Origin of the sequence: Vogesella mureinivorans (assembly GCF_007644035.1) — a bacterium.
In the GTDB taxonomy this organism is placed as follows: Bacteria; Pseudomonadota; Gammaproteobacteria; order Burkholderiales; family Chromobacteriaceae; genus Vogesella; species Vogesella mureinivorans.
In genome coordinates this window covers 1-290 of the sequence record NZ_VMTV02001169.1, presented here as the reverse complement: position 1 = coordinate 290, position 290 = coordinate 1, and the positions used below count along the sequence as shown (strand labels likewise).

General features: G+C 44.5%; 1 protein-coding gene. It reads left to right on the top strand.

The features are described from left to right. The coding region (locus FLQ44_RS23355; protein ID WP_147696230.1) for an SDR family oxidoreductase at positions 1-290 on the top strand (290 nt) is incomplete at both ends.

The window sequence follows — 290 nt, the reverse complement described above, 5'->3', positions numbered from 1 at the left end:
CTGTAGAATGGGGATGTTCAGGTGTTCGGGTGAACTGTGTCGCACCTGGATGGATTATCTCATCAGGAATGGATAATTATTCAGGTGATTTTGCCAAATTTATTATTCCAAGCTTGGCAGGTAATGTGCCACTCAAACGGATGGGAACAGAGTCCGAAATTTCTTCAGCAATCTGTTATTTGCTCTCAGAAGCGGCAGGTTTTATTTCTGGAGTTACACTCCGTATCGATGGGGCAGCTTCTTTAGGGACGCGTATGTATCCATTGGCAGATGCTGTGAATAGCGAATCA